The following is a 22,487-nucleotide window of genomic DNA, read 5'->3' on the forward strand; positions in this document are numbered from 1 at the left end:
GTTAATTTCCTAAGTTAAGGTTTTTCCAGACCTTCATGGCGTACACCTCCTGTTTGTCCGTCGAGCGTGCGTTATAGGCACCGACAGCCTTCCAGGTGCGGCCATGCCGAACAAAGTTATTGGCGAGCACCCATGCACCCACATTGACGTTCGTGCAGGGATCGAAAAGCCGCGAGCGGTCGATTCCCCACTTTCGCAGCGTGGGCAGCCAACTGTCGTTGATCTGCATGAGGCCGATATCTTCGCTGCCGTTGCTGTTGACATTCACCGCATTGGCCCGATAAGAAGATTCGGTCTTTGCAATGGCCATCAACAATGACTTGTCGACCTTGTAGCGGCTCGCCGCTTCATCGAAGCAAAAGGCATGGGCGCTGAGGGAGAATGCTGCCATCAAGGCAAAAGCACATACAGTTCGGGTATTCATCCGTGTTATTATACAGAAACAACACAGGTATTTATATCCAACCGGTATCCAATATGTATTTTTTTAGCAAACGACGACGCGCCATGCTGGCGCTTGGCCTGCTCGCAAGTCCCTTTGCAGCGGCGCAGGAAGCTGCCGGCATGGCCGACAAAATGATGGCGGTGCTGGGCAGCGCCAAGGAAAGCACGGAAGTCCTGCGTGCCTGGAGCGCCTACCGCGCCGGCAGCAAGGCGGCAGTCGGGGAGATTTTCTCTCTGGCGCAGCAAGGCAATGCGACTGCACAGAACTTCGCCGGTTGGATGCTCGATAACGGCAAGGGCGTCAAAAAAGACAGTGCTGCAGCGTTCAATTATTTCGTCGCATCCGCGAAGTCCTATCCGCTGGCCAGGTACAACGTCGGCGTCCTGTATTTTTTCGGCCGCGGTGTCACGAAGAATGAAGAACGCGCCTATGGCTTTTTCAAGGAGGCGGCGACCGGCGCCGGCGTACAGCAGGCCCAGGTAAGGCTGGCGCTGCATGCGCTTGCCAAGGGCGACCGGGATGAGGCGTGGAAGTGGGCCAACGAAGCATCCAACCGGGGAAATGTCATCGGCTTCTATCTGATCGGTCGAATGCTGTTTGAGAAGAAGAGCTACAAGGAGTCCTATGCGTGGCTGATGAAGGCTGCACAGGCTTCCGAGCCCAATTCGCCGGCGCTCCTGTCCAAAATCTATGAACAAGGCCTTGGCGCGGATAAAAATCCAATCATGGCTGCGGCCTGGTGGATGATTTACACGGGCAAGAACAAGGACAAGGCCGGGGCTGGTGCCGTTGCTGCTTTCAATCTGGAAGCTGCTGAGAGCAGGGAAGCGACGGCCTTTGCCAACAACTGGCTTGCGGCGCATGGAGACAGCCAGAAGGTCGACTACAAGAACACGATCTACGAAGTGTTCGGCTAGAAGGTGGGTAAGAGACGTAAAAAAACCGGGCGAGGCCCGGTTTTCTTTTTCCAGCCTATTTCACTGCAGGTAAGATCGGATTATTGACCGTCGGATTATTGGTGGTCCTGGTATTCAAATTGTCTGTCATCCGTTTGCTAATTTCATCTGCATTGGGAATCTGGACGGACGACATGATGTCAGTGACAAACTCGCCCATGTCTATTTTCGACCAGTCCATCTGGCCGAACTCGTCGGCGGTGAATCCCCGGCAGTCAGGATCTTTAGCAGTACCCCAAGTGCGCCCCAGCTGCGGGCGGCCCTGCTCATTGATGATCCGGGACAGCTTGCTGTTGAAGCAGCAATAATTCTGTTTGGTTTCGACACAGCCACCCAGCACCTTGGAAGAGCAATACGATCCGACATAAGTACACAAATTTGCTCCCCTTGCCATGCCCAGCTTTTGTTCCTCCGGTTCACATTTAATCATCTCCATGACGATTTGCATGGCTATGGCGAAGGCAAGCGCATAAGGGTTGAAATACATTTGCATACCCATGAAGGACCCGCCCAATTCAGAAGCAGCGGTCCCCAAGAACGTCGGAGCGGCCCCTCCAGCTGCGCCGACGCTAAAACCGTACGCGCCGAAGGAAGCTGTAAAGTTGGTTGGCTCAAACAGTGTCGACACGCATGAGCTGCCAGAGCCAAGCCAGCCGGTGTCGCTGTAAAGAAAATCATATGCATATTTGCTTCCCAGGTTCGCCACTTCGCCAGCACCTGACTTTCCGGCGTCCATCAGCATTTGTGTCATGACACTGTTGTTGTCCTGACCAGTTGCGGTATCTGTCTTACAACAGTTTTTCAAGCCTACGTAGCCTTTCGTGCAGCCTTGTGCGATTCCCCTGAATAAATTGGAGGCATCAGGATCATATTTCCCTGCTTCCCGCATTGCTTCCTGCATGGCGACTGCTTGGGCGAAATCCGTATCGTTTGGCGAAGAAGTGTCCCAACAAGTCCCGTTCTGGCACACTTGGCGCACGCTGCAGTCCTCTTCAGTTCTTGTTTCGCCTTTGCGAGTAAGGCAGCTATACGAAATTTGCTTCATGGTGCACCCAAAACCGTTCGGGTCCTGCGTCAGACAGGTCGAGTCTACTTGGGTGCATCCCTTGTTCCTGAGATCCTGGCAGTCATCGTTTTTCGACGGCATCAGGCATGAGTAGTCGTCCTTGTACTCCCAGCAGTCTTTGTAGACGGGCAGGCCGTTGATTACTCTTGTTTCCGGGCCTTGAGTACAGGTATGAGCGGCCAATTGGCAATGGACATTACTCTCCTGCGGTGCACATTGGGTATGATTGAATTCATCCTTGACCACCGTGTATGTCCCGTCCAGCCGTACCGTGTTGGGCGGAGTTGCTGTATTAATATCATTGCAACGGTAGGTGAAGGTTTGATCGATCACCGCGCCATTAAATGCGTAGCTTTTAACCTGGGCCGAGGTTTGATAGCACCCCGGGGTATTCCTGATCGCGGCACAGTAGTCCACAGAATTCGGCTTGACGCACTCGTAGGTGTCCTGATAGTTCCAGCACCCTCCGACGTCAGCCAGCGTGACGATCGTGCCGCCAATATTTTTCTCTGGTGTGGTGTCCACACAGACCGACGCGGTTTGCCGGCAATCTCCAGCATACGCAACGTTTGCCATCGTAACTATGAGTGCCAGGATGATGTGCTTTGCTCTCATAGTGTCCTCTGCCGCAATGCTTGACAACCATCAGATACGGTCGTGCCCACAATCGCTTTCCGGCTGCCTGAAAGTGAGACTGCACAGGGACCAACAGCCTTGGCGTTTATGCATACCAATTCGATTTTGTTATAGCCTTGCCGCAGGTAGGGCGTCACATTGATGTTGGGATTTAGGCCGTGGCAACCGGCGTTACAGTTGTCATCGCCGTAAGACGATGGCCTGCCGTCTCTGAAGAAAAAGCCGGTGGTGGTTTGCATTTGACAGGCATACCCACCGTCGCCCCACAAGTCCCCACACCATTCTTGCGTTGTCGTGGCAAAGTAGCTATACCGTAGATCGCCATTGAGCGACGGAACGATATTTTGGTATACCAGGTTGTCATTGATCCAGAGCTGTCCGTAATTGTCTACCGTGTAACTGTCCAGCGTAAATTGGTCCGGAACACCGTCAATATTGATGCTCATATCGAACGTTCTTGTGCTCCATTCCGGCACCTCGGAGCCGCGATTAACCGACCATGACTGGGGATAGGAAGCAAACACGGGAGACACACCCCGGTTGCAGTTCACCTGCTCCAGTGCATTGAGCGTGACGTCGCACATGAAATTGGAAGCGCTGTTGACAACGACCTCTCGCCCCATGACGCAATTCATTGCGGAGACCGGGTTATATTCGTTGCAGGATTCGATCCGATACTGGCTTGGTGTCGTAGTCGTCTTCAGCACGCAGCCATTGTCCGAGAACATGTCCTTCTTTGCGTTGTTGATCGCTGAACGGCCGGCAAGAACTGCAGGATCGTTTGACGAAAGCTGAAACCGCTTCCGATTGTCCGGATTCTTGGCCAGGAAATTAACCGCCTCGCACTCCTGATTGGCTACCTTGTCCGTGCCTTTTGCCTCCGTCTTGCATTCGGTAATGCGCGACGAGCCGATCCCGAAAATATCGGTCGAAACGAATCCTGCCGACTGCTTGGGGCTGGGATTGTAGAAGGGCGTGTTTTTGGCATTGGTTTGGTTCACATTTGCCGCGGATTTGCCCAACTGGCTTTTAGCGAAGTCAATCCCCGCATCATGCTTCGAAGTCAGCTGCGCGGGATCGAATGCCGGACCTGCCGCCTGCACACTCGCAATAAGGCAAGCAGCAACAAGTCCGGCTGCAAGGTGTAAGTACTTCATTTGAGATCCTTTGCAGAAGGCTGGGGCGCGACGGGAAACTGAGCAAGGTCAACGCCATCTGATGGATATGAGCCGTCGGCACAGACATTCATCTCGAACGTGGTTTCAAAGGGCCGGGAAGAGCCGTCCGGGCCGGGAACATTGTCCTGGCCAAGGGTGAATTTCAGGCGACCGCATCCAACGTCCTTGAACCGCTTGAGCAACACGACCTTAGCCTGGACCGGACTGGCCGATCGCGTAATGGTCTTGAACTTGTCTGCGATACCGCCTGTCATCGTGCCCGTAAAGACGCCATCCCCGAGTGCGGCAAGGACAATGGCCTTGCTGTCGGCCGCATGCGCCGGCGCAAATACGACAAGAGCCATGATGGCTGTTGCAGCCATGACGCCATAGCGTGACTTTCTTCTTCTGCTCATTGATTAACCTTGATGATTTTGGGATACGCCTCTAGTATATCTACCTGTTATGCGTTTGTATGCAAAAATAGATAGAAAGCAAGAAATTGAGTTCAAAAGGAGCGCACTTTGCCGTAGGCGTGCTGGTTGCAGCGGCATCCGTTTATCTCGCGCGTGACGTCTTTACGCCCTGGCAGCTGCTGCTTCTGGCTTGCGGCTGCGTCTGGGGATCGAGTTCACCTGACTGGATGGAGATCTCGGGATGGGCCTGGTGGGGTACGCGCTACTCGCTTATCCCCCACAGGACCATCACGCACTGGATGATGGCGTGGATAGCGGCTACCATCTGGACCATGTGGCACGCAGTGGCGGACGGGACGTTTATCTGGTGTATCGCAGCAGGGTTCACCTTGAGCGGGTTGACCCATGTGCTCATGGATGCCCGCACACCAATGGGCGTGCCTGTCTTTCATCCCTACAAACGACGCAAGCAACCAAAACGATACAGGCGGTAAGAGAATGTGGTGGAAGCAGTTGCCAATTTTGTATTATCTGATTCCACCTTTGCTGCTGGCCCTTTTTGTGCGCATAAAATGCCGCAGCTTTCGACTGTGTGCCGCGTTCATGTTTTTCGGCGTCTTCGTGCATGAGACGCTGCATCTGGTCACCGGCGCCATCCTCGGTGCAAGGCCGGTTGGCATGTCTGTGATCCCGCGACTTGGGCAGCAGGGAACCATGGAGCTTGGGTCGGTCTGTTTTTCCAATATCACCTGGTACAACGCACTCCCGCTCGCCATTGCTCCCTTGTTCGGTTTGCCTCTGGCCGCTGCGGTGGCTTATTGGCGAACTATGGGAGGATGGACATTCCTTTGGATTGATCCACCGGTCTGGATTGCGCTCGCATCGGTACTGATCAGCTGCTGGCCATCCTCGACAGACTGGCGCATTTCATTGCAGTCCTGGCCGATCTACCTCGGCGCAGTTGGCTATATTGCATGGCTCTATTTTCCAATTCCGTGAAAGTCATCCCCCTCCATAAGGCCAACGTGAGTGCCTCAACTATGGAGAATTTTGATGAACGCAGCTTTGGTAAAGACGTGTGGTTCTTGCGAGCACAGCACGCCAAGCACCGTCGAGAACATGACCGGCTTTGTGTGGTGCATGAAGCGCCAGCAGGCAGGTCGCAGTATGGAAGCAGTTTTCCACAATCCGGATTGGCAGCGTGAATGCGTGGCGTTTTCGAGCCTGGGTATGAAAGGGGCCGCCATTAAGGAGGCTGTCTTGCCCAGCACCGACTCGATGACGTCGAGCATCCCGATGTTGATTCAGGCGGCTCCAGCTTCCGTTAAAACCGTACCGTCGCCAGTATTGAACGCGAAAGCCTCCCACACGCCAGATCTGTTTGCCGATCTGTTTATCTAACGTACCCGATCCCTGCCGCCTTGTGCTGCAGGGATTTTTCTTAGTAGGTTGTCAAGGAAGTAATTTTCTGATGTTAAACGGCAGCAGCCTTTGCATTTTTTGTTTCTTTCTTTCAATACGTCCGGTATTATATGTTTCTGTAAATCATCACCGTGAGTCAAGAGAACGGTCTGTTGGCATCTTCAGGAAAATCAAATGAAAGCATTTCAAATTTTTATCGCAGCGATCACCCTTGCAATTTCTGCTCAGGCGTCAGCTTGCATACTCTGTGACTATCCTGTAACGACAATTTCAGAGGATTCAACTCTGTCTTACGGTACAGTTGTATCACTGGAGCCAGTCGATATGTCTCAAGTTGATTACACCCAGTTAAATGACCATACCATGGCCCAGGCCGGCGCTGCACTTAGCGGCGGAAGTTTTACCGGAGCAGTTATTGGCTCTGTTGTAGCTATAGTTGCCGATGCGGTGGTACACAAGTCCACCAAGGTTATAGATGGTTATATGCTCGGCATTCAGCTTGATACAGGCGAGCAGTTGAAGGTCGTTCGGACTAAAAATCAGGCGAAGTCCGCAGGCTACGACAAAGTTGGAGCACGGCTATCCATCGTTGCTTCGCCGAAGATGACCTATTACAAAGGCTCAAATGTAACCAAGGAGGAATCGCCGGATTGGATTGCTCGCCGCGCCCCTCATCAGGTTAAAAAACCAGTTGATAGCGCATCGGAAGTGAAGCCGGCCGAAGAAAAGGCAGAAGTACAGCCTGCAATTACCAACGCGGAAGAAGCCAAGACGGCGTCTGCAAACTAAGAGCGGCCCCGATTCATCACCGGGGCCGTTTTTTTCCCATCTCACTTTGGATTGCACAATCCAATCTCCTTTTGTCGCTCCATGTTTCGCATTTCCTGATCGCCAGGCTTACGCAAAAGCCCGGCATCCACCATTTCAGGAGATGCAAAATGTACAGAGTAGGAACTTGGGTCGGGGCCAAGCGCTGGCCCAATCGCATGAGCCATCCGGACAACTGGGGCAAACCCATCGGGGGCCAGGTCATTGACTTCACCGATCCCCGCGCATGGGCCAATACCCCGCAATTCCCAGCCGATAATCCTCATGCCGGCGAGGTCATGGGCGTTGCCTTGAAAGCCAAGACAGAAGGCCGCCTGGATAACGTGATCCCGGTGTATTGGGATTTCGGCTCACATCGCCGCGTCTGCTGGGAGCGTGTATCAGAAGTCCATACGTTCGAAGAAGACATCGCGCTATGGAAGGCAGCGAAAGCCATGAAATGGGATGAACTGATTCATCCCCGCAGGCGAAAGCCCCGCACCCTCGCGGAATTTCTTCCCGAAACCCTGCAGCATCTGGCGCCTGCCTGAAGCTGCACCCCCCGATCCGGCCATGGCCAATCGGGGTTTTTTTATCATATCTTAGTATTATATTTTCCTGTTATCAAATATAATGCAATACCGCAACGTTTTCCATTCATCATGTCTGACAGTCTCGGCCGGCTCACTCGCTTAGGTTTCACTTCGGTTCCCGAGTGTCTCCTCTGTGCGCCCAAGGAATACCGGGACTTTCTTGATCCGCTTTATATCCTGCCCATTCCGGACCAGCAGCAAAAGCACTACCTGGTTCTGACACTCACCGAGCAGGTAATGTTTGACAAGAACGGGCAGGGAACCAGTGACTGGGACCAGACCCACCGCCTCAACATGCGTGCCGTCGACGGCCGCGGCGAAGGCATCACCATTACGGTATTTGGCACGGCGAAGGACTGGCGGAACCTGATGCCGGGCGACTCCCTGCATATTTATGCGGAAGTCGTTACTTGGAAGGGCCGTCGCCAGATCAACTCCCCTGAGTTGATTCCTCGCGACCAGCAAGGACGCATCTGCCCGGTCTATGTTGGCAAGCCGGGACAGGTCAAGGCGTCCTCTGTTTCCGATGCGGTTGCAAGGGCTCTGCCCCAGATGGATATGGCTGCCTGCCTGCTCCTCGAGCAGCTGGGCATGCGCGAGTCGGATTTCCGGGCATTTACCGGTCTGAACGACCCGGTCGATCTGCTGCGCCACCTGCACCAGCCGACATCGCTTGTCCTGGCCGAGCGGGCGCTTGTGCTTGCCAAACGCTTGTCGATTAAGGCGATCCTTAACCGAGCCGAACGCAATCAGGCTCGCTTCCCGGTTTCCGGCTCACTCATCCCGATCAACCGGCAAGCCGTCACGGACCTGATCGGCCGTGTACCATTTCCCTTGACGTCGGACCAGCACACGGCGATCGGCGAGATCATCTCTGACCTGCGTTCGCCGTTCCCGATGTGTCGGCTTCTTTCCGGCGATGTGGGCACAGGCAAATCCCTGACGTTCATGATCCCCGCCGTGGCCGCATTTTCTGCTGGCGCCAAGGTAGCCATCATCGCACCCAATCAGCTGCTCGTGCCTCAGATCGCCAATGAGATGCGCGGCTTTTTCCCCGATGTGCCAGTGACCGAAGTGGTATCCGGTTCCAAAATAGGCGAGGGGATCATTGTCGGCACCACGGCAGTACTGGCGCAAGCAGCCAAGCATGGGCTGGTGTTTGACCTGGTCATCATTGACGAGCAGCAGAAAATGAGCGTGGGCCAGAAACAGGCGCTGTTGTCTGACCATACCAACTTCCTGGAAGCGACCGCAACAGCCATTCCTAGGACGATTGCGCTTGTCCAGTTCGGCGGCATGGCCCTATCGGTTCTCCGCGAATGTCCGGTGAAGAAGGACATCATTTCCCGTGTGGTGCCCAAGGCTGACCGGGCAAGGTTGTTTGAGTTCGTCAATACGGTGGTAAGCAAGGGCGGCCAGGTCGCCGTTGTCTATCCACTCGCAGAAGACAAGGGTGATGGAGCGCGTGCTTCAGTCGAAGCCGCTTTCGACCGCTTCCGCTCCAAGATGACAGGTCGAGTAGGCATGCTGCACGGGAAACTGTCCAGTGACGAAAAAACCGCGGTCATCGAACAGATGAAAGCAGGTTCGCTCGACGTCCTCATCAGTTCCACGGTCATCGAGGTTGGCATAACACTGCCGTCGCTGCGCGCGGTGGTTGTCGTTCATCCTGAACGGTTCGGTACGTCCCAGATGCATCAACTCCGAGGCCGACTGGCCCGCAAGGGCGGCAAGGGCTACTTTTTCATGTACACGCCGGAGGATGTGGAAGAAACAGCGCAGGAGCGCCTGCAGCTGATGGTGGAATGCCTGGATGGATTCACCCTGGCCGAACGTGACGCTGATCTGCGGGGATTCGGGAACGTCGACGGCGATAGCGGCGAGCAAACAGGTTCGACCCGGATTCTGTTCTGGGGGATTGAGCTAAGCCGCCACGACATTGAGGCGGGTAATAAGGCGCTGATCAAAGAAGCGCAGCCGGCGCCGGCGCTGGCCGCATGAGTTTGAACTGAAGAATACTGGCTGAGAGCCGATAAATACAAATTAACCTACTAAATACTATGGACCACGATTTTCTGCCTGACTTCAATATTCCCAACTTCATCCACCCCGCGTCGATGGACGGTGGTGAGCCGCCCCGCATCCCCATCCAGTCGATGCTGTTTTCGCTCGATGCGGCGCTGCGCAGCAACGGCCTGAACATCTTTGCGCCGCCGAACGACGAATACTGGCACCTGTTCATGTGGCAGTTCGACATGTACGCCGCCAACGTCTACGTGGACGCGAAGACGCTGGAAGCAAAAGTCGACATTTTCCCGTTCCTCGATGGGGCGATCAGTACTGCGCATCCGCTGGTGAAGGAATTTGCGGTCGCCAAAGCCCTTTATGTGTTCCCGGCCGGCCACGCATAACTCAGGCAAAAACCCAAAATGGAATGCATGAGTCCACAATCTTTTCGATTAAGGCTCCAAGAAACTACGCTTTTTTCGATGATATTTAATTAACAAACCTTACTTGTTCATACTTCGATTTAAAATGAAAAAAACACCACTGCACCTGATTCCTCTTATCGTCGCACTTGCTGGCTGCGCTAGTTCTAATCCAGAGCAAATCAAACAAGACAAGCTAAGCACTCTCAAAGTTTATGACGACAACAGTGTGGCAGTGGCAGTGAAGGACTCATCTGACCGCACTATATACGCCATGAACGAGGATAGTGACCGCGTGATTGCCTTCGAAGCTGGTGGAAAGCTCTATAACCTCAAGGAAGTTGCTTTCATCCGCAACGATAGTCCACGAGGTGGACCTATGGTCGAAGTGACCATGGTTGATGGAAGCAAACAGAAATGGTCGACGGATTACTACGGAAAAAATCCCTCCGCTCCTATACTAAATTTTTGTAATCGACAGAAGGAATGTTCTCACTGGCCTAACCCTAGTGCGTCAGTCCCTCTAACAACTATCTACTCGAACAATTTATTCAGTCGTACGATTGGAAAGAATCTGTCTGAACATAGTAATGACTTCTATAAAACGTTCCAGCAAAGCATCCTGCTTCCGCAATCGAGTTCTGCTACCAACATACAAATCATCAGGGATGCCGAGCTACAGAAATTAAAAGCCGATTTCGCTGCCAGACGCCAGTTCAACCAACAGTCCATCGCGCAACTTAGGAAGGAATTCGACATAGCGAACAAGGCTTCTGAGAAGCAAGTTGCGGGTCAGGTGCAAGAACTCAACAAAGCAGCAAAAGGCACTGAAGAATTTTGCCGCGCAATATTCTTTGGCAATGTAGAAAAAAATCGATTTGAGTGTCCAAATTACGGAACTCACAATTACAGCACCATCCTGGAGCAAGGATGGATAGTATCCAATCGTCTACCTCGCCAAGTGAACAACATGGTACAGCAGGGGGTAATGTATGACGTCGTATTTAAAAAAGTCAGATAAGCAGAGGGTATCCGATCCTCATCGAGGACCATATTCAACGTAGTCAGCAACCAGTCGAGATGTGCGACGGCATTATCTGGGCCAATGGAAACAAGAAAGAATTGATACTGGATATTTTCCGTTTCTCGTTGGCGCAATTAGTGCTGCACACCCGCTGGTCTTGAAATCCCGGTCGAAAAAATGTTTTATGGCTTTCCGACTGGCTTTGCATAAGTGAGGAATTAATGGGCATTCAGGATCGAGACTATATGCACGAGCGCCATCGAACACAAACGCAGCGGCAATCAAGAAAAAAAGGATCCTTCCGCATGCCTAGTGAAAAGCCTTCAGGACTCGGAAAAAGCGTATTGTTTTTTGTCGTTATGCTTTCGGTAGGAACGTTTATTACCCATAAAATTGCACCCGATAAGGCGCCTATTAACTGGCCAAGCTTCCTACCGATTTCAGCAAAACAAATGCCGATGCCAGCGACAGGGGACGTAACGCTCTATCAACTTGGCCATAGTGCTCCATTAGTCGCTTCTTTCTCCGTTGTCGCCAAGTCATCAGGCTTGAACAAAACCAGCCATTTGGTGAAAATGGTAGACGCAAATACAGGACAGCCAGTGCTTTCCGTGTTTGTCCGATCCGGTGAAAAAGCCTCCATAAAAATTCCATTAGGCCTTTACAAGGCGAACATTGCATCTGGCGAAAAATGGTATGGAGAGACAAAGCTTTTCGGAAACGGAACAACGGTCCAACAGGGAAATGCTCCGTTAAATTTCTATAGCGACGGGAAATCAATTATTGGCCATACCTTGACACTTGAAGGAACATTGGATGGCAACTTCCCTACAAGGCAACTTCCGGCTGACGCTTTCTAGGCAACCCATAAAACATTTAATAGCGATGACTTGTAATTTTTCTTTTGCATAGTCCCCTTGTTGCGAAATCATTTGAGGAAAGTTGTCGTTAACTAATTTGATGATGGGAAGCAGACGTTACAGGTCCTCTCCACCGTTGCTAAGTTGGGCCGACTCGTTGGGCTAAACATCTCCTGCTGGTGACCTCAACACTCAACACACCACCGTTTTCTAATTCCCTGTCTGACATCTCCCCTTATCCGGCGAACGTGATTCCTCACGATGGCCATCTTTGTTCACTAAGGAGATGTTGATGACACGCGCAACACAGAAGACTTCGATGCGGCACCTGTACCTGTACACCTACCTGCTTCTTGACGAGGTAAAGCGTGCAGGCAGGCCCATTCGCATTGAGTGGAGCAACATGCCAACTGCTTCCATCGGCCCTGATCCGCAAAACGATAAAGGGCTTGTTATGAAGCTCAGTAACATGGCGGCAACCGGGACCGAAGAGGATGCAATCCTTCTGCGCGCTCTGGTGGCGCATGAAATCCTCTGCCATGGCAATAACACGGACTTTGGCGTCAAGCTGCCTCCCGGCCTTGCTGGGCGCCTGACAAACCCACTGGAAGACGCGCGAGGGGAGTTGCTTGCCTCGAAGTCGTACGGCGGTTCCAAGAAGGTAATCCGGGAGGGCATCGAGATCCTGACGCAACGCGGTATCTTCAAGGGGCCCGACGCTGATGCTTCAACCTTACACCCTGCTGAAATTCTTTTTGGCTGGCTGGTTACGGAGCTTCGTTCGGAGTTGCTGGGCCAGAAATGCCTGGAGGGCTTTTCAGTCGCGTACCGTAAGCTGGCTATTCAGACTTTCGGAACAAAGTTGACGGCTCAGGTCAAAGCGGAAGCACTCAAAGCAGCTCATGCAGCGGATACACAAGGCGCAGCAAATGCATCACAGCGCATTGTGGAACTACTGGAACTGGCCGCAAAAGAGCCGCCACCCCCACCGCCGCAAGATGGGACGGGACAAGGCGACGGCGACGATCAGGCCAACGCCTCCGATCAGGATCAACCGGGCAACCAGGGAGATCAAGACCAAGGCGATCAGGACCAGACTGGCGACCAGGGAGACCCGGACGAGCAGAATGGCCAGGATGATCAAGGCGACGGAGGCGACCAAGATGGACCGGGTGACCAGGGCAATGCCGGCAATTCAGGGGATCAGGACGCCGGCGACGGCAGTACTGGCAACATGAGCGCTGACGACACCTCTGGTGCCACTGGCCAGAATGGTGGCAATCCGGGTTCAGGCTCTGCCGTCTACGAGCCGTCTTACGACGACTTGCAACAGGCAATTGCCGACGTACTGGATTCGACCGATGCTGATGCCGGCAACTATGGCAAGGGATTGGAAGATGTCCTGTGCGAGGGCAACGAAGCGATGCAACAGGCTTCAGGTGGCAGTCACACCAATGAAATGCGGGAAGTCGATGCGCCAAACAACGTCAGGCCTCCGGAACATCGGGCCCAGTTGCGAAGCGCGGCACGTTCGACAGCGGCTACTCTGGCGCTGAAGATGGAAGAGCTGCTCGAGGCGCATTCAATGGTGCAGCGATCCAGTTCCACCGAAGGACGGCTGCGGCCGAACAAGGTGGCGCGGGTAGCGACTGGCGATTTGCGGGTTTTTCAGAAAAAGAGCCGCAGCGAGGAGCTCGATACATGCCTGTATTTTCTGAACGACGAATCCGCAAGCATGGGAGAGACGTTCGGCAACATCACGCGCCGGGAAGCAGCAGGGCGGGTAGCAGTCGCCGCCGGCGAAGTCTGCGATAACGCCAGCATTCCGTTCGGCCTGGCCAGCTACAGCACTTCTGTGCGCGAATGGCAGCCAATGGACGGAGACTGGGCCAAAACCCTGAATCTGTTCACCGCGGCGGCCCGGGATTGCACCAATACCCACCTGGCAGTCGTCTGGGCGCTCAAACGCCTTATGGACCGAAAGGAAAGCCGGAAAATCCTCTGTGTCACAACAGATGGCGATCCGGGCGACCTCAACGTGCTTGAAGCAGCCATCCAAGAAGCAAAACGGTTCGGTGTCGAAGTACGCTTTGTCCTTATCGACAAAGAGTATGAGCACTATTACCGTGGTCTTTCCGCTGCATTTGGCGTGGCGACCAACCCGCATCAGCTTGCCGAAGCGGTTTTCGGCTCGCTTGAAGCGGCATTTTCTTAAATACCACCCCACCCCTCGTTTCGAACGAGGGGTTTCTTTTTGCCTGTGTATCCGCTTCATCCTCACGGTATTTCCCCGCTCCCCGGTTGTTCTCAAGCTTGCAAGTGTTGTCGACCGCTACAAGCTCTAAAATTGTTTTACATACCCTTTGTATTACATTTATTTGTAAGGTATGATTCGCGTCATTCAACTATATTTCCACCGAGCAATGCACCCCATCCTCAAGAAGTCGACTGCAGCACTCCTGATAGCAGCCACCCTCGGCGGTTGCTCTGCCACTTTCCCACGCCAGTCCATGGAGCCGACCACCGTGACCCGGAATGACACGACGGTGCAAACCGTTGTCGATGGCGGTAACGAAACCACCATGGATCTGGATGCCGGCTTCAATGCTGAGGATGTATTCATGCTGCGCCCGGTGGAGGAAGCCGGGGTCGTGCCCGATCGCCTGGTCAAGCCGATTCACGTCACCGAATCTGGCATATACGATGCGCTGACCTTGATCGCCCGTGATGCCGGCCTGTCACTCAATATCGAAGGCGGGCCGAAGACGAGCGAGCGGTTCGGCGCCGCGGCGGTCTTCGATCTGAAAGGGTCGCTCCGGGATGTCCTGGAAACGCTGGCCGATTCGATGGGCATCTTCTACAGCGTCAGAAACAACACCCTCTTTTTGCAGCAGGAGCAGCAATTCATCGTCGAATTGCCGCCAGCGCTATCGGAAGACAATGCCGCAGGCCTGGCCAACACGCTGCAGCATCTTGGCGCCAAAGACCCGTACGTCGACCGCCTGAATCGCTCGCTGGTTTTCAAGACCAATCGCAAGGCACTTTCCCGCATTGAGAGCTACCTGCAGAAGGTGCGTGAAAACCGTGCACTGATTGTCTATTCCATCGACATCTTCCAGGTCGATCTCAAGGACAATTCCAATATCGGCATTTCCTGGAACAAGCTGGCTTACAACCGCAACGGCCTTCCTGCTTCCGCTCCCACCCAGACCGCAGCTGCGTCGGGCATCACCTCAGGCACCACTGGCGCACAGCAGACGGCAGCCGCCGCTGTTGGGACCGCAGTCGGGACCACGGTGTCCGCAACTGCCAATGCGTTAGGAATGAACCTCATTCTGTCATCCAGCAAGCTGACCATCGACAGCCTGATCGACTTCCTCCAGACCCAAGGCAACGTCAAGGCGATTTCACGCCCCCGACTGTCCGTCATTACGGGCTCCAAGGGTGCTTTGCGGGTCGGCCAGTCAACGACCTACGTGAGCAAGATCGGCACCAACTTCTCCACCAGCCTGAATCAGGTGACCACGGAAACCCGCGACCTGCGCACGGGCCTGGAACTGGCCCTGTACGGTGACTACAGCGACAACACTGTCTACACCAAGCTCAAGATGAGCCTCTCTGAGATCGTGCGCTTCAACAAATTCACCGCGCTGGGCATCGATCTCGTCCTGCCGGACGCTGCCGACCGGGAAATCGAAAATGTCATCCGCTCGCGCCCTGGCGATCTGGTCCTGCTGGGCGGTATTACGACGGACCGCGAAACACGCAATGACAACCGTGGAGTTTCGGAAAACAGCGTCACAAAAGAAGTGGTGCGCTCCGAACTGGTGCTGGCGTTGCGCTCAAAGGTCGTGTTTTTCAAAGGGAAAAAGCAGTCGGCGCAAGCCCCGGCCGCTGTCGGCGTCGTCACCCCGACTCGCGCTGCAGGCGGGTAATTCGTCCCGTCCAACCCCGAGTTCCCCAAGAAAAACACCCATGGATTCCAACATGAAAAAACAATTTTCGACCGTGCTCTGCACCTTGGCCGGCCTTGGAGCGCTGCTTTTGGCCGACGCTAGCCATGCGCAAATGCAAATCCCGAATCCGCTCATGCGGCCGCAGCCGGTCAAGCAGCCCGTGGCCAGCGACCCGCAGAACCTGAACAGCCCGCTTCCGCAAGGTCCCGGCAGCCCGCCGCCGAATGCCAGCCGTTCAAGTGTGCCGCCTCCAGTGTCGTCCGACTTTTTGCGTACCGCACCGGTTGTGAGTCAGGAGAGCAAGCCCGACGCAGTCATCACCGAACTGCGCCAGCGTTTTGATGCGTTCTATGTCTCTGCCACGGTTGGCGACCAGGCTGTTCTGCGACGTGGTGCAGCTGTCCAAAACTCATCGGCACAGGCATCGGTCGCGCCAGCAACGGCTGGTGCCGTGTCCCGCCAGGCTACGCCGGGTCTGGGTGCGGTAGGCCGCGCGGACAGCCTGATTGTCAGGGACGGCGAGGCGATTGAATTCCTTGGCTCGTCCGTCACGCTGGTGCCTAAAGTCAGCGGTGGGCGCGTGTCGCTTTACTACTACAGCAATGGCGGCGCTGGATCGAACAAGAAAAAAGGGGCTCAGCCGGTTCAGGTCGTGTTCATGGGCGAGGTGGAGTCTCAAGCACCGTCCGTCCCGTCGCAGATCGTTCTCGAAAAACCTGATCCTGCCTACAAGGCAACGATTTCTCCGGAAACAAGGCCGCTGGTATCGAGCAACGGCATCAACGGTTCCAATGGCTCGTCGCCCAATGGCGTAGCGGGCGCTGCTCCGACTCCTGCGTACTAAGGACCTGACGATGAATCATTCAGAGCAGCTGATGTTGAACAAATTTGGGAGCGGAGAGGCATCCGCCCGCGGACAAGCCCTCATCGCCGCTGGCCTGATCTCCCCGTCGCAACTGAGCATTTGCCTGCGCCAGCAGGCTTATTGGCGCGAGCAGGGCCGCACCTTCTTCATCGAAGAAATCCTTGTACGCAACCGCTTTGTCTCCAAGGGCGCGATCGTCAAAGTCAGCTCCGACGCCGATGGCGGCGCCACCAGCAGCCTGTTCCAGAAGATTCTCCCTGTGCAGGTATGCAGGCAGTACCAGATTTACCCGCTGCGTGTGACCAACGAAACACTGGAGATGAAGTCGGCCACGCCGCTGACAGACCGCCAGATTGCTTCGATCTTGCGCGCCTGCGAAGTGAAGGTCGCGAACGTCAAGATCATCCCAACCGACCGCACGGACATTTACGAAACCCTGACCCGCCTATCCACCGGCGAACACTCTTTCGATGCGATGCTAACCCGCATGAAGGTGGAAGCCATCAATGGCGTCATGCTGCGCCAGGCCTATCAGGCGATGCTGATCGAGGCAATTGACCTGCGCGCATCGGATATCCACCTGGACAAGAAGCCCGATCCCGAAGCCTGGATCAGCCACCGGATCGACGGCACTCTGGAACAGACCCACCTGGTACCGGCTAACCTGATGTCAGCCCTTTTTATGCGGCTCAAGACCGAAGCCAACATGGACGCGTCTGACGACCGCCGCGCCCAGGACGGGCGTCTGAGCGTCGAAGTTAGAGGCCGGATCATTGATTTCCGGGTAGCTACCCAGCCTGTCGTCGGGGGCGAGACCATGACGCTGCGTGTTCTGGACCCGGATGCACTTATCACGCTCGATGAGCTTTTTCCCAACCAGCCGGATATGGCGCAGCTGTTCAGGAACATTTCCCGCGTCGAGGGCAAAACGGGCGGCCTCGTGCTGTTCTCCGGTCCGACTGGATCTGGCAAGACGACCTCCCTGTATGCCCTGGCACAGGAATTCCCACGGGATGAGGCGAATATTCTGACCGTCGAGCAGCCTGTCGAATATGTTCTTCCGTTCACCAGGCAGATCCAGCTCAACTCGCACTTGAACCAGCAAGCTCTGGATGTCGAGCGCTCGATGCTGCGCCAGGACCCTGACGTCTTGATCCTCGGCGAAATCCGCGATAGCGACACGATGATGGCTGCGCTCCAGTTCGCGCAATCTGGCCACCTCGTGCTGGCCACCATCCATGCTAACAATCCGGCTGAAACCTTCGAACGCGTCACCAATTTCGCGGAAGGCTCGTCGAAGTCGAGCGCCCTGTACATGCTGGCCAACAATTTGCGGGTGGTGGTCAGCCAGCACCTGGTCAAGACGCTGTGCACTTGCGCGGCCCCTGTCAAGAGCGAAGCGGAAATTGCCGAGACGGTTGAAAAAGCCGCCTACCGGCAAATCCACCTCAGCCAGACCTCCGCACTGCGCAAGGCCACCGGCTGCCCACGCTGCCGCAATCTTGGTTACTACGGGCGTGTTGCCTCCCACGAAACACTGATCATTTCCACGGATTCGCAAACCCGTGCGGATCTTACCGCCGTGGTATTTGATGCCGCGAAAGCTTATTCCCGCCTCAAAGAAATCCCGGGAATCACCATCAAGTCCCGCCAGGATTCGCTCGGCCGCCTGCAGGAGACCGGCGTGATCGATCTGGCCACCGCACTCAAAGGTGCGGCCAAGGAGCTGATCTGATGTTCAACCAGTTGCGCAGCTACCGGGTCGATTACCTGCTGAAGGTGCGGGCCGACGCCAATGCGGTTGAGGACCGCAAGGCGCGCGGCTACTTCCGGCATCGGGATTTGATCGTGGGAGAGAACGAAGAAGAAGTCATTTCGTCCATCCGGCGTCAGGGAGGCATCCCCGTCGATGTCGCGCCGGTCGAGCCGCGCTTCAGTGCATTTAACCGGGTGACGGCCGAATACAAGAAGCAGTTCTTGATGGCTATCCATTTCAACTGCACCTCGATGTCGGCTGCACGCGCACTGGAAACCGTCATTGAATCCGACACGACCAGCACCCGCGCCCATCTGAACGGCGCCCACGCCATCATCAAGCGCGGCGGCGGCTTTATTGAAGCCCTTGTCAGTCTTGATTTTTTCAATGAATCGACGCTGGCAATTCTGGAAGCGGGCGAGCGGACCGGCACGCTCACCGAGGCGCTGCGTACCGCTGTCGAGCACCTGGAATCTCGTGCCGTAAACAACAAGCTGCTCACCGGGATGGCTTCGATGGCGGCAATCGAGATTTTCATGGCCATCAGCACCGTGGTGAGTAACCGCTATGGCTTGCTGCCCATGATGCTCAACAACATGCCAGTCGATGCGCCAGCGGCAAAAACACAGGAAATACTGCAGGCAATCCATTATGCGATGGTGTTTTCCGACGTCATGATGTGGGGGACATTTGGCCTGTTCTTTGTCGTGGTGATGGCAATTTATGCCTACTTTGACCGCGACAAGCGTTTCCGCACCTGGGTCGACGACAAGGTGATGAACGTGCCGGTCCTGAGCAAGGCAATCCTGCATTCGGCCGTCGCCAACTCCTTCAAGGTGGCCGCGTCCCTCGTCAAGGGCGGCGTTCACCTGAATGCGGCAATTGCGATTGCCGAAAAAAGCTCCAGGGTGCCGGGCGTCATGCGCTACTGGGGTGAGGCCCGCGTGCGCTCGGAAAACGGCGACTCGGTTGCCGCGATGCTGTCCCAGCCCATGCTGGATAACTCCGACCGCCTGCTGGTCAGTGCGCATACCGACCGGGCCCAGCTGGCGACCTCGTTTGCAACGATCGCCGAACGCCGCGGCTACATGGCTGCCAAGGCCTCCAAGCGGTTTGGCGTCGTTTCCTTCTTTGCAACCGCCCTCTATCTCACCGTGGCCGTTCTCGGCTCTGTGTATGTCATCTGGATTCAGAACGACTCGCTTCTGTCCGGACTGAAAGGCTAATCATGAACAAAATTCCCCTCGGCCCGATCTACTCGACCATGATGGCTGGAAGCGTCATCAACCACTCTGGCGACGTCGAAAAGAGCATCTTCCTGATATCACGCGAAGTCCTGCACACTGACAAGCTCCATACGCTGGTGGGCTTGTCGGCGGACGGCCTTCATGCCTACTTTTTTGCGCTCCCATCTGCCGCGCTACATGAATCCGGCAAGTTCGAGACGCCGCTTGCAGCCGCATTTCCTGGCCATCCCGACCACAAGGGGGAGGGCGTCTATTTGCTCGAGAACGAAGGTTTTTCCTGCGCGATCATCAAGGACGGCGAGAAATTCCAGGCGCTGACCAACAAGGCGGATGTCGTTCTCAACTATATCCACGATTTAAACCTGCCCGTCCATAACGTGGAGCAGGCCAAGCCGTGGGCTCTGGAGTCGGCTGTTGGCCGGTACCGCCGCATGGCGGACCAGTTCTCTGTGCGCACCATCAAGATCGGCGCCGTCGTCACAGCGGCTGCCGCCGTGATTGGACTCGGGGCGATGGTCACTGAAGGCGTGATGGCCGCTCAACTCAGGAGCGACAACACCAAAACTGCCGACCAGCTTAATTCGGTCGTGATGAAGATTGAGCATGCCTCCCCGCTCTCCCGCCAACTCGCCCAGTTCCAGAAAATCTCCTCGACTGTGGTGCGTGCCGGCGGCTGGATTGATGCCTATGAAATGAAGGGCAGCAACGAGTCGTTTACCGTCAGCCTGCCTGAATGGGTCACCCAGGACTACATCAACGCCCTCGGCACTGGCACCCGGGCCGACAAAGACACCGCCAACAACATCATTCGAGTCGTGAAATGAGAAACCTGTCCCCGAACCTCAAGTCGCTTTCTGCCTCCATTGCCGCAAGTGCGAAGTTCGTCAGCGTGGCCACGCCTACTGTCGTCGCAGCTGCATTGCTGACCTCATGGTTTGCCTTTAGCCAAGTTGAGCAGGTCCTGGTCCTTTCGACCAAATCCGCCGCGGCAAAGGCCGATTACGCCATGACCAGGTCGGCCACCATCAACAAGGTACCGCTCACCGCTGTCGGCTATGAGGATGCCCGGCGCATCGTCAGCCAGGGAAACCCGAGTGTGGTGGTGAACCTGAACAAGGATAAGAACGCCCTGACCGTCTCCGTCACGGACGCAGCCCTGATGCCCGAGTGGCTGTACCTGATATCCACGATGCAGGCATACCAGCCGGGCCTGATGTGGAATGCCGAAAAAATCTGCCTGAAAAAGTGCGAAGGCGGAGAAGCCGCCTATGCCGAACTGAAGGCGTTCACGCAGCAAGTAGCCATTCAATAACCCTGATCAGTGAATCACTATGAAAATCACCAAAAAAGCGATTATCGGCGCGGTCGCAGCGCTGGGCATTGCAGGCACCGTGGGTGCCGCCTACAGCTTCTCCGCTACCGCTAACGCGGAAACCCGACCAGTACCGGCTGCTGTCGTTGCCTCGGTCAACGGACACGGCATAGCTGAAGCGGCGCTCGTGCCCATGCTGCAGAACGGTCTTGACCGCACCAATGCGCTGGACCGGCGCATCACCCTTGAAGTCGTCTCGCAGGCGGCCGAAAGGCAGTTCGCCGGCGAGGCGAAAGCCGCAATCGAAGCGGCGCGCGCCGACATCCTTTTCCAGCTCTATGCCGCCAAGCGCACCGCTGCGCTGCGTAGCGCAGTCACCGATGCGGACATTGCCGCGGTCTATGAAACGAAAATCACGGCCGAAGATTCGCGGCTGATGAAAGTGCGGGTGTTCGTGACGTCGGACGCCAAAGATGCGCAGATGACCTATGAAGCCGTCAGCGCCAGAAAAACCAGCCAGGAAGGCAAGGAGGCGCTTGCGAAGTTTTCCTACATCAAGAAGGACGGGGACCATTTCATTGCAATGCCGGAGATTCCCTACAACCTTGGCCAGGTCCTGAAAAGAATGAAGACCGGCGAGGCGCTCGCACCAACGGTGGTCCGCGAGGGCGTCCTGGTTGCCTTCGTAGAAGAGACAAAAGACGTCCCGAAACCATCCCTTGACAAGGTCAAGGAAGAAATTCGGACCTACCTGATCAACGACCGGCTTTCCCAGGAGATCCAGTCCTTGCGTAAGGAGGCAAAGATCGAATTGAAAGGGTAAGTCGTCGCAGTTTTGTAGTCAGCAGTGCCATTTTTTTTACCTCACTTGGAGTTTTTATGAAAAAGACATTTAAGAGCAGCAAAAAACAAAGCGGTTTTGTCGGACCTCTGTTCGTGGCCATCCTGTTGATGGCCGTCGTCATGGGCGCGATGGGCAAGATGAGTCGTAACAGCACTTCGGGCGTGACCGATCAGGGCGCCAAGACCAACGCCTCCGTGCTGATCAAGCAAGCCAGCGACTTCAAAGCGGGCTTTGACCGGCTGCTGACCACCGGCACCGTCACCGCCAGCCAGATCACGTTCGACAATAACACCACGACGGGCCTGTTCAACCCGACTCAAGGTGCGCAGTACGCGGTCCTGCATACGCCTCCCGCCGGCGCTGTGGTAAGCGGCACGCCGGCCTTCACCTACAACAACAACATCAAGCTTCCCAACATCGGCTCCGCCAGCGTAGCCGACGGCGTTGTTACGGTCGGCAATATCTCGCTGGCTGTTTGCCAGCAGATCAATAACACCCTGTACAACGACGGCCTGAACGCAACGCCTGCATCCTCTGGGGGTTCGAATGCCGGTTGGACCTCGCTGACTGCTATCGATGACAGCGCAGTAGCTGCGAGCACCACGACTTACTACGGACGCCCTGAAGGCTGCATCAAGACCTCCGACAACCAGTACGCCTACTACAAGGCACTGGCCGAAAACTGATCGTCGCGTG

Annotated in this window: 23 protein-coding genes; 19 read left to right on the plus strand and 4 right to left on the minus strand. The window is 55.4% G+C overall.

Annotated features, from left to right (window positions below; genetic code table 11):
* Position 1 precedes the first annotated feature (1 nt).
* The gene (locus QOL82_RS20245; protein ID WP_283444118.1) at positions 2–424 is read right to left on the minus strand and encodes a lytic transglycosylase domain-containing protein; all 423 of its coding nucleotides are present in this window, start codon (positions 422–424) and stop codon (positions 2–4) included.
* 53 nt (positions 425–477) lie between these two features.
* Here QOL82_RS20245 and QOL82_RS20250 point away from each other — a divergent pair, with 53 nt between their 5' ends.
* Positions 478–1,362: a tetratricopeptide repeat protein gene (locus QOL82_RS20250; protein ID WP_283444119.1), complete on the plus strand. Its 885-nt coding sequence runs from the start codon at positions 478–480 to the stop codon at positions 1,360–1,362.
* Positions 1,363–1,417: 55 nt separating this feature from the next.
* Here the strand turns inward: QOL82_RS20250 and QOL82_RS20255 are convergent, their stop codons facing one another.
* From QOL82_RS20255 to QOL82_RS20265, 3 genes are read right to left on the minus strand one after another with little or no spacing between them, the layout of a single operon-like run.
* Complete coding sequence (locus QOL82_RS20255; protein WP_283444120.1) at positions 1,418–3,082, minus strand: conjugal transfer protein TraN; 1,665 nt, start codon at positions 3,080–3,082, stop codon at positions 1,418–1,420.
* Positions 3,079–4,260 (minus strand): hypothetical protein, encoded by a 1,182-nt coding sequence (locus QOL82_RS20260; RefSeq protein ID WP_283444121.1) that lies wholly within the window; start codon positions 4,258–4,260, stop codon positions 3,079–3,081. Before QOL82_RS20260 ends, QOL82_RS20255 begins: the two co-directional genes overlap by 4 nt.
* The gene (locus tag QOL82_RS20265; RefSeq protein WP_283444122.1) at positions 4,257–4,676 is read right to left on the minus strand and encodes a hypothetical protein; all 420 of its coding nucleotides are present in this window, start codon (positions 4,674–4,676) and stop codon (positions 4,257–4,259) included. The genes QOL82_RS20260 and QOL82_RS20265 overlap by 4 nt, the downstream gene beginning before the upstream one ends.
* A gap of 86 nt (positions 4,677–4,762) precedes the next feature.
* On the opposite strand from QOL82_RS20265, the gene QOL82_RS20270 reads away from it, so the two are divergent.
* The 18 genes from QOL82_RS20270 (at position 4,763) to QOL82_RS20355 (ending at position 22,477) form a co-directional block, all read left to right on the plus strand.
* The gene (locus tag QOL82_RS20270; protein ID WP_228527047.1) at positions 4,763–5,170 is read left to right on the plus strand and encodes a metal-dependent hydrolase; all 408 of its coding nucleotides are present in this window, start codon (positions 4,763–4,765) and stop codon (positions 5,168–5,170) included.
* Between the two features lie 4 nt (positions 5,171–5,174).
* Positions 5,175–5,675: a hypothetical protein gene (locus QOL82_RS20275; RefSeq protein ID WP_283444123.1), complete on the plus strand. Its 501-nt coding sequence runs from the start codon at positions 5,175–5,177 to the stop codon at positions 5,673–5,675.
* Positions 5,676–5,729: 54 nt separating this feature from the next.
* Positions 5,730–6,077: a hypothetical protein gene (locus tag QOL82_RS20280; RefSeq protein ID WP_283444124.1), complete on the plus strand. Its 348-nt coding sequence runs from the start codon at positions 5,730–5,732 to the stop codon at positions 6,075–6,077.
* Positions 6,078–6,272: 195 nt separating this feature from the next.
* Entirely contained in the window at positions 6,273–6,887 is a 615-nt protein-coding gene (locus QOL82_RS20285; RefSeq protein WP_283444125.1) for a hypothetical protein, read from the plus strand.
* A 197-nt stretch (positions 6,888–7,084) separates the two neighbouring features.
* Positions 7,085–7,456: a hypothetical protein gene (locus QOL82_RS20290; protein ID WP_283444126.1), complete on the plus strand. Its 372-nt coding sequence runs from the start codon at positions 7,085–7,087 to the stop codon at positions 7,454–7,456.
* Between the two features lie 111 nt (positions 7,457–7,567).
* A complete protein-coding gene (locus QOL82_RS20295) occupies positions 7,568–9,499 on the plus strand; it encodes a helicase-related protein (RefSeq protein ID WP_283444127.1) in 1,932 nt (643 codons plus the stop codon).
* 59 nt (positions 9,500–9,558) lie between these two features.
* Positions 9,559–9,909 carry a hypothetical protein gene (locus QOL82_RS20300; RefSeq protein WP_283444128.1) on the plus strand — a complete coding sequence of 117 codons (351 nt, stop codon included), beginning with the start codon at positions 9,559–9,561 and terminating at the stop codon, positions 9,907–9,909.
* Between the two features lie 124 nt (positions 9,910–10,033).
* Positions 10,034–10,948: a hypothetical protein gene (locus QOL82_RS20305; protein ID WP_283444129.1), complete on the plus strand. Its 915-nt coding sequence runs from the start codon at positions 10,034–10,036 to the stop codon at positions 10,946–10,948.
* A gap of 224 nt (positions 10,949–11,172) precedes the next feature.
* Positions 11,173–11,811: a hypothetical protein gene (locus QOL82_RS20310; protein WP_283444130.1), complete on the plus strand. Its 639-nt coding sequence runs from the start codon at positions 11,173–11,175 to the stop codon at positions 11,809–11,811.
* A 292-nt stretch (positions 11,812–12,103) separates the two neighbouring features.
* Positions 12,104–14,026 carry a VWA domain-containing protein gene (locus QOL82_RS20315; RefSeq protein WP_283444131.1) on the plus strand — a complete coding sequence of 641 codons (1,923 nt, stop codon included), beginning with the start codon at positions 12,104–12,106 and terminating at the stop codon, positions 14,024–14,026.
* Positions 14,027–14,321: 295 nt separating this feature from the next.
* Positions 14,322–15,746 (plus strand): type II secretion system protein GspD, encoded by a 1,425-nt coding sequence (locus QOL82_RS20320; protein WP_283444132.1) that lies wholly within the window; start codon positions 14,322–14,324, stop codon positions 15,744–15,746.
* A gap of 40 nt (positions 15,747–15,786) precedes the next feature.
* Entirely contained in the window at positions 15,787–16,611 is an 825-nt protein-coding gene (locus tag QOL82_RS20325; RefSeq protein WP_283444133.1) for a hypothetical protein, read from the plus strand.
* 10 nt (positions 16,612–16,621) lie between these two features.
* Positions 16,622–18,367, plus strand: coding sequence for a GspE/PulE family protein (locus QOL82_RS20330; protein WP_283444134.1), 1,746 nt, complete (start codon positions 16,622–16,624; stop codon positions 18,365–18,367).
* Positions 18,367–19,614, plus strand: a complete 1,248-nt coding sequence (locus QOL82_RS20335) for a type II secretion system F family protein (protein ID WP_283444135.1) — start codon at positions 18,367–18,369, stop codon at positions 19,612–19,614. The genes QOL82_RS20330 and QOL82_RS20335 overlap by 1 nt, the downstream gene beginning before the upstream one ends.
* A 2-nt stretch (positions 19,615–19,616) precedes the next feature.
* Positions 19,617–20,459, plus strand: coding sequence for a hypothetical protein (locus QOL82_RS20340; RefSeq protein ID WP_283444136.1), 843 nt, complete (start codon positions 19,617–19,619; stop codon positions 20,457–20,459).
* Positions 20,456–20,947, plus strand: a complete 492-nt coding sequence (locus QOL82_RS20345; protein ID WP_283444137.1) for a hypothetical protein — start codon at positions 20,456–20,458, stop codon at positions 20,945–20,947. The genes QOL82_RS20340 and QOL82_RS20345 overlap by 4 nt, the downstream gene beginning before the upstream one ends.
* A 19-nt stretch (positions 20,948–20,966) precedes the next feature.
* Positions 20,967–21,770, plus strand: coding sequence for a peptidylprolyl isomerase (locus QOL82_RS20350; protein ID WP_283444138.1), 804 nt, complete (start codon positions 20,967–20,969; stop codon positions 21,768–21,770).
* A 56-nt stretch (positions 21,771–21,826) separates the two neighbouring features.
* Positions 21,827–22,477 carry a hypothetical protein gene (locus QOL82_RS20355; protein ID WP_283444139.1) on the plus strand — a complete coding sequence of 217 codons (651 nt, stop codon included), beginning with the start codon at positions 21,827–21,829 and terminating at the stop codon, positions 22,475–22,477.
* The last annotated feature ends 10 nt before the right edge of the window (positions 22,478–22,487 follow it).

The sequence above is a fragment of the Noviherbaspirillum suwonense genome (assembly GCF_900182955.1).
GTDB lineage: Bacteria > Pseudomonadota > Gammaproteobacteria > Burkholderiales > Burkholderiaceae_D > Noviherbaspirillum_A > Noviherbaspirillum_A suwonense.